This window comes from Novosphingobium sp. B-7 (assembly GCF_000410615.1).
GTDB classification, from domain to species: Bacteria; Pseudomonadota; Alphaproteobacteria; order Sphingomonadales; family Sphingomonadaceae; genus Novosphingobium; species Novosphingobium capsulatum.
Map to the genome: position 1 here is coordinate 4473 of NZ_KE148359.1, position 9752 is coordinate 14224.

At 65.6% G+C, this 9752-nt stretch carries 11 protein-coding genes and 1 pseudogene; 3 read left to right on the forward strand and 9 right to left on the reverse strand.

The genetic code is table 11. The features are described from left to right. Window positions 1–206, forward strand: a pseudogene (locus H926_RS34745) (siroheme synthase); the annotation flags it as partial. Here H926_RS34745 and H926_RS0113950 read toward each other — a convergent pair. From H926_RS0113950 to pyrE, 9 genes are read right to left on the reverse strand one after another with little or no spacing between them, the layout of a single operon-like run. Beyond that, on the reverse strand, window positions 207–632 hold the full coding sequence (locus tag H926_RS0113950; RefSeq protein ID WP_022676861.1) for a PaaI family thioesterase: 426 nt from the start codon (window positions 630–632) through the stop codon (window positions 207–209). Beyond that, window positions 629–1090, reverse strand: a complete 462-nt coding sequence (locus tag H926_RS0113955; RefSeq protein WP_022676862.1) for a PaaI family thioesterase — start codon at window positions 1088–1090, stop codon at window positions 629–631. The genes H926_RS0113950 and H926_RS0113955 overlap by 4 nt, the downstream gene beginning before the upstream one ends. Before the next feature lie 48 nt (window positions 1091–1138). Next, entirely contained in the window at window positions 1139–1606 is a 468-nt protein-coding gene (ruvX, locus tag H926_RS0113960; protein WP_022676863.1) for a Holliday junction resolvase RuvX, read from the reverse strand. Then, window positions 1603–2733: a DUF3089 domain-containing protein gene (locus tag H926_RS0113965; RefSeq protein WP_022676864.1), complete on the reverse strand. Its 1131-nt coding sequence runs from the start codon at window positions 2731–2733 to the stop codon at window positions 1603–1605. The genes ruvX and H926_RS0113965 overlap by 4 nt, the downstream gene beginning before the upstream one ends. Before the next feature lie 4 nt (window positions 2734–2737). Next, window positions 2738–3871 (reverse strand): AI-2E family transporter, encoded by a 1134-nt coding sequence (locus tag H926_RS0113970; RefSeq protein ID WP_022676865.1) that lies wholly within the window; start codon window positions 3869–3871, stop codon window positions 2738–2740. Window positions 3872–3900: 29 nt separating this feature from the next. After that, window positions 3901–4779: a signal peptidase I gene (gene lepB, locus H926_RS0113975; RefSeq protein ID WP_022676866.1), complete on the reverse strand. Its 879-nt coding sequence runs from the start codon at window positions 4777–4779 to the stop codon at window positions 3901–3903. Then, window positions 4776–5210, reverse strand: coding sequence for a holo-ACP synthase (gene acpS / locus H926_RS0113980; RefSeq protein WP_022676867.1), 435 nt, complete (start codon window positions 5208–5210; stop codon window positions 4776–4778). Before acpS ends, lepB begins: the two co-directional genes overlap by 4 nt. A gap of 31 nt (window positions 5211–5241) precedes the next feature. Continuing rightward, window positions 5242–5985: a pyridoxine 5'-phosphate synthase gene (locus H926_RS0113985; protein WP_028658008.1), complete on the reverse strand. Its 744-nt coding sequence runs from the start codon at window positions 5983–5985 to the stop codon at window positions 5242–5244. A gap of 17 nt (window positions 5986–6002) precedes the next feature. Next, window positions 6003–6587, reverse strand: coding sequence for an orotate phosphoribosyltransferase (gene pyrE, locus H926_RS0113990; protein ID WP_028658009.1), 585 nt, complete (start codon window positions 6585–6587; stop codon window positions 6003–6005). Between the two features lie 284 nt (window positions 6588–6871). Between pyrE and coxB the strand changes: the two genes are divergently transcribed. Further along, window positions 6872–7768: a cytochrome c oxidase subunit II gene (gene coxB / locus H926_RS0113995; RefSeq protein WP_022676870.1), complete on the forward strand. Its 897-nt coding sequence runs from the start codon at window positions 6872–6874 to the stop codon at window positions 7766–7768. A 28-nt stretch (window positions 7769–7796) separates the two neighbouring features. Next, complete coding sequence (gene ctaD / locus H926_RS0114000) at window positions 7797–9485, forward strand: cytochrome c oxidase subunit I (RefSeq protein WP_022676871.1); 1689 nt, start codon at window positions 7797–7799, stop codon at window positions 9483–9485. Window positions 9486–9752 lie beyond the last annotated feature (267 nt).

Consider the following 9752-nt stretch of genomic DNA (forward strand, 5'->3'; position numbering starts at 1 on the left):
GGCACCATGTCATCGTGCTGCGCTCGGACGATCCGGAAGACCTTACCCTGCGCGAGGCGCGCCTTCTGGGCATGGCCGATGCCGTGGTGGCCGATGCCGCCGTGCCGCTGGCTATCCTGGTGCGCGCACGCGCCGATGCGCAACGCCTGCCGCCCGGTGCAGCGTTGCCCTGTGGCCTGACCGTGGAACTGCGCCTGCCCGGCTAATCAGCCCTTGGGCGCTGCTAGGTGAAAGTTCATCCAGCAGCTGGCGATCGGTACGGCGCGGTCGCTCTGCCAGGCTTCCACCCGCACATTGGCCACGCGCCGCCCGGCGCGCACCACCTGGCCTATGGCGTAGACCGGCTGTGGCAGCCCGGCGCGCAGGTATTCGATCGAGATGTTGATCGGCTTCATCCGCTGGTTCACCCCGTTCCGCGCCAGATGGACAGAGAGGGCAGCAAACCCGGCCATTTCCAGCAGCCCGCCAATCGCGCCGCCGTGCAGAAATCCGGGGCGCCCTTCCGAATGGGCGCCAAACTGCATGGTGACGATCGGGCTGCCGTCTTCGTCCGCCGCCAGGGTCATGCCCATGGCCAGGGCAAAGGGCGGCAGGGTGAACAGGACGCTGCCATCGCGTTGGCCCTCGCTCATTCGCTGTCTCCCAGCACCATGAAGATGGCGGCAGCGTGGGCCAGCGGATCGGCCATATCCCCATCGTGGGCCAGCGCCCGCACGAATGCCAAGTCGCCGCGCAACTGATAGCATTCCGCCCGCGCGATCACGCTGCGCCCCGGTACGGCTGCCCGGACATAGTCGATGCGCAGGTCCAGCGTGACATGGGGGACGAAGCATCCCCGCCGCGTCCAGATCGCCATCGATGTGCAATTGTCGAACAGGCTGATGATCGGGCCAGAGGCCAGCACGCCATTGTTGCCCGCTCCCACCAGATCCTCGCGCCAGGGCAATTCGGCTTCGAACCAGTCGGGACCATGGTCGCCATAGCGCATGCCGAGAAAGCCGCCGTGGCCCAGCTTGCTCAGCAGTTCGCCCGCCACTGCCGGATCAAAGGGGCCCTGCTTGCGCCAGGTGAAAGGTTCGTGTTCTGCCATCGCTGTTCCTTGCCGCAATGTCGACCGGGGTTCAACCGATTGGTTAAATCACAGCACCCCGCCGGCCAGCGTGTCGATCGCGGCCTGCAGGATCAGCGCGGCGGCATGCGAATCGATGCGCTGGGCGCGCTTGGCCCGGCTGAAATCCTGCTCGATCATCGTGCGCTCGGCCGCCTGCGTCGACCAGCGCTCGTCCCACATCAGAATGGGCAGGCCCAGGTCTTCCAGGTTGCGCGCCATGGCGCGGGCTGATTGGCTGCGCGGACCGTTGCTGCCATCCATGTTGAGCGGCAGGCCGATGACCAGGCCCTTGACCCCGCGCTGCGCGATGATGTCAGCCAAGGCTGCCTTGTCCTGGGCAAACTTGCGGCGGATCACGGTCTGCCCGGCGGTGGCAAAGTGCCAGCCGGCATCGCACAGCGCCACGCCGATGGTCTTGGTGCCAGGGTCAAGCCCCATCAGCACCCCGCCCATCGGCAGGGCGGCGCGCAGGTCGGCGACATTTTGGGTGATCATTGAGTTCCTCCGTCCCGGGCCTGGTGCCACGCGGCGCTGCGACGCAGGGCATCGGCGCGCAGATTGGCCCAGAACAGCGGGATATCGTAGACATGGTAGGTGTTGCCCGGCAGCACGAACAGCCCGATGTGCGGCGGCGGCCCGATCAGCAATAGTCCGCGCGCATCGCACCGCGCCGGCACGAGGCCAGCCACCAGCGGCCCGGCGCGCTCTGTCTCACTGTCGTTTGCATCGGGCAGCAGCGTGCCGCGGTTGGCCTTGCGCGTGGCAACGCCGCCTTGCGTGCCGGTCAGCGGATTGACGCAGATGAGCGGGCCCTGGCCGGGCGCGTGATCCGGCCAGCGGTGATAGGCGCCGATCAGCAGGGTGGGATCGGCCGGTTCGGCAAAGCTGAGCCAGCCGACCAGGCATCCTGCCTGATCGGGCGTCGTGCACGGGGCAAAGCCGGTTTCCGCCGCAGCCGTTGCCGCCACGATGGGCCAGCCGATGGCATAGGCTGCCACCACGCGTCGCGCCACCGGGCGTCCCTGCACACTATCGTGCAGCAGGCGGGCCACGGCCCACGCGCCCTGGCTGTGGCCGGCGATGATGATCGGCGTCTGCGGGGGCAGGGCCGCCAGGAACGCGGCAAAGGCCGCGTGAATGTCTGCATAGGCCAGGTCCATCGCCCGCTGGCGATCGGCACCGTCGGTCAGGAAGGCACCCAACGCGGCCTGGCGATAGCGCGGCACCCATACTGGCCCTACCGCGTTGAACGCGCTGGCCGTGGCCGCCACCAGAATGTTGGCGCGCCGCTGCGAATCGATATCGGCCAGCGGCGCATTCCAGTGGTTGCGGCTGAGATAGGTGGTCGAATGCACGAAGAACACTGCCGTGTCCCCGCTGGGCGGGGCGGGCGTGCCCGGCGGCAGCCACTGTGCCGGGTCATTGGCCATGCCGGGCCGCGCCAGCCACATCGCAGGATCGGCATAGGCATTGGGCGCTGGCGGTGCGCCCGGCTCGAACGCGTGGATGGGCGCAAAGGCATAGCGCGAGATTTCTGCCGAGCACTGGCGCAACACGCCAAGGCACAGCAAGGCCAGCACCACGAACAGCGCGCCGGCCTGAACCACGCGCTTGATCACCATGGCATCATGTGGCCAGCGCGGGGGTTTCGCCCGGGGCAGTTTCGTCCCGCTCATCGTCGTTGCGCTCGGCCTGCCGTTCCAGGGCGATCTTGATCATCGCCACGATCGGATCGGCCAGCGCCAGGCCCAGGATGCCGAACAGCACGCCAAAGATCAGCTGCGCGCCCAGCACCATCGCCGGGGCAAGGTCGGCGGTCTTCTTGGCCACCATCGGCACGATGATGTTGCCATCCACCGTCTGCACCACGAGGTAGACGATAATGCAGTAGATCCCCATGTCGGTGCCGCCCGAAAAGCCCACCAGCACCATCAGCAGCCCCGAGAGCGGCGCGCCGATATTGGGCAGGAACACCAGCAGCCCGGTCAGAATGCCCAGCAACGCCGACATCGGCACGCCATAGACGGCCAGCAGCAGCCAGGTTGCCAGGCCTTCGGTAAACATGCCGATCATGCGCCCGAACAGCAGCATGCGCAGCGACTTGCCCATGCGTTGCAGCGTCACCTGGAAATGCGGGCGGCGATCGAGCGGGAACAGCCAGGCAAAGCCGCGCCGATAGATGTCCGGCTCCAGCACGAAATAGATGCCCAGGATCACGATCAGGAAAAACGTGGTGAACCCACCGAAAATTCCCCCCAGCGCCTGCGTGACGGGGCCGACGCCGCCGATCACCTGCTCGGCGATCTTGGAGACGTCAGCCTGGCCCACGTTGATGCCATGGCCGTGCAGCCAGGTCAGCGTGCGCTGGGCCTGGCCCTGGATGATATGCGGAAACTGCGCCGCCTGTGCCGCGATCTGGTTGCCGGCAAAATAGCCGAGCCATACCAGGAAACCGACCGCCGCCAGCAGCACCAGCGCGATCCGCAGCGCGCGCGGGCCGGGCAGAATCCGGCCGAGCAGGCGTTGCCCACCCTCGATCAGCGAGGCAAACACCACCCCGCCAAAGATCACCAGCAGCGGCTGTGCCAGGAATACCGCCAGCACGACAAGCGCAGCGATCCCGATCCACACAAAGGCCTTCTTGGCCTCCTGGCGAACCGTATGGTCAGTAATGTCGGTGGGGCCAGGCGCGTTCGCCTTGGTCGTGCCGCCGGGCGGCGGGTTGGCGGAGACAGAAATGGTGTCGGCAGAATCGGACATCGCGCGCAAGCTACCCCCGCAGCAAGAGTTCAGGAAGCCGGAACGAATTGTGGCAGCCCCTGTTCCGCGCGCAGGCTGGTTCCACCGCGGCCGTGGCGCAGCGCATGCCACCAGGTCGCCGGATTCCACGTTTCGCTGCCATCCAGGGAAACCGTCACAAACTCGGCCCGGCCACCCACGTCGGCCAGCGGCACTGGGCCACCCAGGCCCTTGAGCGCCAGCGGTTCGCGGCTGTCGGCGGAATGATCGCGGTTGTCGCCCATCAGGAAGACATGGCCGGCCGGCACCGTCACCTCGGCATAGTCATCGAGCGGCTGCTGCTCATGGTCGATGATGCGATAGGTCGCGCCATTGGGCAGCGTCTCGCGCAGGATCGGCAGCTCGCAGAATTGCCGGCCCATCGCATCGCGAAAGCGCAAGCCGGGAAAATCGGTGGGATCGCACGGTTCGTTGGCATCGACCGGCAGATCGAGCGGCGCTTCCACCACCTGCGGCACGGGGCGGCCATTGAGGATGATCTGGCCATGGACCACGGCAATGCGGTCACCTGGCAGGGCGACGACCCGCTTGATATAGTCCTCGTTGCTGCCGCGCGGCACCACGATCACGATATCGCCATACTGCGGCGTTGCCGGGAACAGCCGCACCGACGAGCGCGGCAGCACGTGGAACGATGGCGATACCCACGACCAGCCATAGGGATACTTGGAACCCACCAGCCGATCGCCCACCAGCAGGTTGGGCATCATCGACATCGACGGGATGTAGAACGGCTTGGCCAGCAGGCTGTGGAACACCAGGACAGCCAGCAGCATGCCAATCAGGCCGCGCAGTTCCGCCCACCAGTTGACGCGCGCGGGCCGGGCTTCGGCCTGTTCCGGCGGCAGGCCGGTAACGCCGTCGCTCATGCCGTTTCTCCTTCGCCCGAGTGGCCAAGGTCCAGCGCAATGGCCTCGATCACCACGAAGGCCTGAGCCCAGGGATGGTCATCGGTCATCGTCAGGTGCACCACCGCCTTGTGGCCGGGCGGGGTGATCGCGGCCAGCCGTGCCGCCGCGCCGCCGGTCAGCGCCAGGGTCGGCGCCCCCGAGGGTGCGTTGACCACGCCGATGTCCTTCATGAACACCCCAGCCTTGAAGCCGGTGCCCACCGCCTTGGAATAGGCTTCCTTGGCGGCGAAGCGCTTGGCCAGGGTGCCGGCGCGGGTATAGGGCCGGCGCGCTGCCTTGGCCTGCTCCACCGGGGTGAAAACCCGCTCGACAAAGCGATCGCCGAACCGCTCCAGCGATTGCTGGATGCGCTCGATATTGCACAAGTCGGAACCCAGGCCGATGATCATGCGGGGTCTTCCTTCCAGCCGCGTGGCGGGTTCAGCGCACTTCGTCCATCAGCGTGCGCATGCGCCGCACGGCCGCGTCCAGACCCACGAAGATCGCCTCGCCGATCAGGTAATGGCCGATGTTGAGTTCGGCCAGCTGCGGGATGGCGGCCACGGGCTGCACGTTGTCATAGGTCAGGCCATGGCCGGCATGGGGTTCGATGCCGTTCTTGGCGGCCAGCGCGGCCATGTCGGCCAGGCGCTTGAGCTCGACGGCGCGGGCCTCGCCCTCGGCATGGGCATATTCGCCGGTGTGCAGTTCCACCACCGGCGCGCCCAGCTTGATCGCCGCCTCGATCTGTCGCGCGTCCGGCGCGATGAACAGGCTGACGCGGATGCCGGCATCAGCCAGGCGCGACACGATCGGCGCCAGGCGGTTGTGCTGCCCGGCGGCATCGAGCCCGCCCTCGGTCGTGCGTTCCTCGCGGCGCTCGGGCACGATGCAGCAGGCATGGGGCTTGTGGCGCAGGGCAATCGCCAGCATTTCGTCGGTCGCGGCCATTTCCAGGTTCAGCGGCAGGTTGGTCGCCGCCTGGATGCGTGCCAGGTCCTCGTCGCGAATATGGCGGCGGTCCTCGCGCAGATGGGCCGTGATCCCGTCACCGCCCACGTCGGCCACGATCTGCGCGGCGCGAACCGGATCGGGATGGTCACCGCCGCGCGCATTGCGGATGGTGGCCACGTGATCGATGTTGACGCCCAGCCGCAGCCGGGCGGGCGTGAACAATTCGCTCACCGCCATATTCTCCTGTCTTACGGTTGTGCCCGGCTGCCGGGCTTGATCGCGGGCACAGCGGCCAGCGCGGGCGGCAGTTCATCGGGTGCATAGGTCGGGAAATTGAGGGAGACGAGCGGATAGAACGGCACGCCCAGGTCCACCGCGCCGGCCGACCTGTCGACCAGCGCCGCCTCGGCGATCACCACGCCGCCGGCTTCTTCCACGGCCTTGATCGCTTCGCGGCTGGACAGGCCAGTGGTGACGACGTCTTCGACCATCAGCACCTTTTCGCCCGGCGTCAGGGTAAACCCGCGGCGCAGTTCGAACGTGCCGGTTGGCCGTTCCACGAACACCGCTTCCACGCCCAGCGCGCGGCCCATTTCGTGGCCGATGATCACCCCGCCCATGGCCGGGGCCACCACCTTGGCGATCTGCTGGCGCAAATCGCGCGGCAGCTTGGCCGCGAGCGCACTGGCTAGGCGCGAGGCGCGCATCGGGTCCATCAGCACGCGCGCGCATTGCAGATAATGGGCGCTGTGGCGGCCCGAAGAGAGCAGGAAATGCCCTTCAAGCAAGGCCTGGCTGGCACGGAATTCGGAAAGGATGTCTTCTTCCTGCATGGCTCTGGTTCGCTGGTCCTGCCTGTTCGCCGTCTTGGCGTGCTGGGGTTTGCCATGTGCCATGGGCGCTGGCGCGGCACGGGGCAAGGGTTTTTCGCCCAGTGGCAGGCCTGCGGCGGGCGGGCTTGAACCAAGGGGCAATGCTTTCCTGTCGCCTTGGTGAACGTCTCAACTTGTGGCTCAGGACAAGGCCGCGTATAGCCGGGTGCAATCGAGGGAATTACAATCAGTGCACGCAGACCTCGAAACTGGCGTGTACGCGGGGAAGAGCGGAACAAGCGACGATGAGTCCAATCGAATTCGTCCGCCATGCGGGCACAGCGTTTCGGACCGCCGGTCATGTCCTGGCAGGCATTGCAGCAACAACCGCAGCCGCGGCGCCTTCGCTGGCGCTGGCTGCCGCCACTTATGTCCCGGCCAAGCCGGTGCCCGGCAAGGGGCAACCCGTTCCGGGTGGCTGGACCTTCCAGGACCAGTATTCGCCGATCGGCCAGGAAGCGCTGAAAATGCACGATTACCTGCTGATGCCGGTAATCACGGTCATTGTCCTGCTGGTCCTGTTCCTGCTCATCGCGGTGATGGCCAAGTTCAACCGCCGCGCCAACCCGGTGGCCTCCAAGACCAGCCACAACACCTTGATCGAGGTGATCTGGACCCTGGTTCCCGTACTGGTCCTGGTGGTGATCGCGGTCCCCTCGATTCGCCTGCTCGCCCACCAGTACGAGCCTGCGCCCAAGGGCGCGCTGACCGTCAAGGTCACCGGCTATCAGTGGTACTGGGGCTACACCTATCCCGACAATGGCGGGTTCGAGGTGATCTCCAACATGCTGCCGCCGGCCGAGGCCATCAAGCGCGGCGAGCCGCCGCAGCTTGCCGCCGACAACCGCATGGTCGTGCCGGCCGGGGTGCCGATTCGCCTGCAGACCACCGGGTCTGACGTGATCCACTCGTTCTCCGTGCCCTCGCTCTGGTTCAAGCTGGATGCCGTTCCGGGCCGGATCAACGAGAAGGTGATGATGATCAACAAGCCCGGCGTCTATTACGGCCAGTGCTCCGAACTGTGCGGCGCGCGCCACGGCTACATGCCGATCGTGGTCGAAGCCGTGACCAAGCCCCAGTTCGACGCCTGGATCAAGAGCCAGGGCGGTACGGTGGGCGGCGCAGCCGCTCCGGCCGCCTGAACGACAATCGGAAAGAGGATCGCCCGATATGGCCACCATTCCCGCCGATCATGAAAGTTTTGATGCGCACCACGACCATGCGCATGATCACGATCACAAGCCCAGCTTCTTTGCGCGCTGGTTCATGTCCACCAACCACAAGGACATCGGCACGCTCTACCTGATTTTCGCGGTCTTCGCCGGCGTTGTCGGCGGCGCGATCTCGGGCATCATGCGCGCCGAACTGGCGCATCCCGGCATCCAGTACCTCGGGTTCTGGACCAGGTTCGTCGGCGGTGATGGCGCCGATCTCAACCAGACGCTGCACATGTGGAACGTGCTGATCACGGCGCACGGCCTGATCATGGTGTTCTTCATGGTCATGCCGGCGCTGATCGGCGGGTTCGGCAACTGGTTCGTGCCGATCATGATCGGCGCGCCCGACATGGCCTTCCCGCGTATGAACAACATTTCGTTCTGGCTGACCTTCTCGGGCTTCTGCTCGCTGATGATCTCGCCGTTCATGCCCGGGGGCACTGGCCATGGCGCGGGCACCGGCTGGACGGTCTATGCACCGCTTTCCACATCGGGCTCGGTCGGTCCGGCGGTCGATTTCGCGATCTTCTCGCTGCACCTGGCCGGGGCTGGCTCGATTCTCGGGGCCGTGAACTTCATCACCACCATTTTCAACATGCGCGCGCCGGGCATGACCCTGCACAAGATGCCGCTGTTCGTGTGGTCGGTTCTCGTCACCGCGTTCCTGCTGCTGCTCGCCCTGCCGGTGCTGGCCGCAGCCATCACCATGCTGATCACCGACCGCAACTTCGGCACGACGTTCTTCGATCCGGCCGGCGGCGGTGACCCGATCCTCTACCAGCACCTGTTCTGGTTCTTCGGCCACCCCGAAGTCTATATCATGATCCTGCCGGGCTTCGGCATCATCAGCCAGATCATCTCGACCTTCTCGCGCAAGCCGGTGTTCGGCTATCTCGGCATGGCCTATGCCATGGTCGCCATCGGCTTGGTCGGGTTCATCGTGTGGGCCCACCACATGTACACCACCGGCCTCGACGTGAACACGAAGATGTATTTCACGGCCGCGACGATGGTCATCGCCGTGCCCACCGGGATCAAGATCTTCTCGTGGATCGCCACGATGTGGGGCGGGTCGATCGAGTTCAAGTCGCCCATGGTCTGGGCCATCGGCTTCATCTTCCTGTTCACCGTGGGTGGCGTCACCGGCGTGGTGCTTGCCAACGGCGGCATCGACGACAATCTCCAGGATACCTACTACGTCGTCGCCCACTTCCACTACGTGCTGTCGCTCGGCGCGGTCACGTCGCTCTTTGCCGGGTTCTTCTACTGGTTCCCTAAGATGAGCGGCCGCATGCACTCCGAGTTCCTCAGCCACCTGCAGTTCTGGGTGTTCTTCGTCGGCGTGAACCTGATCTTCTTCCCGATGCACTTCCTGGGCGTGCAGGGCATGCCGCGCCGCTATCCCGATTACGCTCCCGCGTTCGAGTACTGGAACCACATCGCCACGATCGGCTACATGATCATGGCCGTGTCGATCGTGATTTTCCTGGTGAACATCATCTACGCCTTCGTCGCCGGCAAGAAGGCTGCGCCGAACTATTGGGGTGAAGGCGCCACGACGCTGGAATGGACTCTGTCCAGCCCGCCGCCGTTCCACCAGTTCGAAACGCTGCCGGTGATCGAGGATACCCCGCATCACTGATCGCCACAGGGCGAGTGCAATTGATCAAACCCCGCAGCGCAAGCTGCGGGGTTTTTTCGTTTCTTTTTGCGCAGTCTGAACGGGAAGGGCGCCGGAAACGGCGAATCACAACGGTGATTCTCCCGGCATGTTTCGCTTCAGCCATGGTAAAATGCAGAAAAATTTCGCGCCAAAACGCCCATGACACCGGGGTTTTACGGTCAGTCTGCGCCCCTGTGGAAAAATGGCCGTTGACGGTTGGGTGAGCCGTCCATATATGCCGCTTCA

Excerpts from the sequence above, each read along its gene's own strand:
- ctaD (WP_022676871.1), top strand. The coding sequence starts at position 7,797 with ATGGCCACCATTCCCGCCGATCATGAAAGTTTTGATGCGCACCACGAC.
- acpS (WP_022676867.1), bottom strand. The coding sequence starts at position 5,210 with ATGATCATCGGCCTGGGTTCCGACTTGTGCAATATCGAGCGCATCCAG.
- H926_RS0113950 (WP_022676861.1), bottom strand. The coding sequence starts at position 632 with ATGAGCGAGGGCCAACGCGATGGCAGCGTCCTGTTCACCCTGCCGCCC.
- ruvX (WP_022676863.1), bottom strand. The coding sequence starts at position 1,606 with ATGATCACCCAAAATGTCGCCGACCTGCGCGCCGCCCTGCCGATGGGC.
- H926_RS0113970 (WP_022676865.1), bottom strand. The coding sequence starts at position 3,871 with ATGTCCGATTCTGCCGACACCATTTCTGTCTCCGCCAACCCGCCGCCC.
- lepB (WP_022676866.1), bottom strand. The coding sequence starts at position 4,779 with ATGAGCGACGGCGTTACCGGCCTGCCGCCGGAACAGGCCGAAGCCCGG.
- H926_RS0113955 (WP_022676862.1), bottom strand. The coding sequence starts at position 1,090 with ATGGCAGAACACGAACCTTTCACCTGGCGCAAGCAGGGCCCCTTTGAT.
- coxB (WP_022676870.1), top strand. The coding sequence starts at position 6,872 with ATGAGTCCAATCGAATTCGTCCGCCATGCGGGCACAGCGTTTCGGACC.
- H926_RS0113965 (WP_022676864.1), bottom strand. The coding sequence starts at position 2,733 with ATGGTGATCAAGCGCGTGGTTCAGGCCGGCGCGCTGTTCGTGGTGCTG.
- pyrE (WP_028658009.1), bottom strand. The coding sequence starts at position 6,587 with ATGCAGGAAGAAGACATCCTTTCCGAATTCCGTGCCAGCCAGGCCTTG.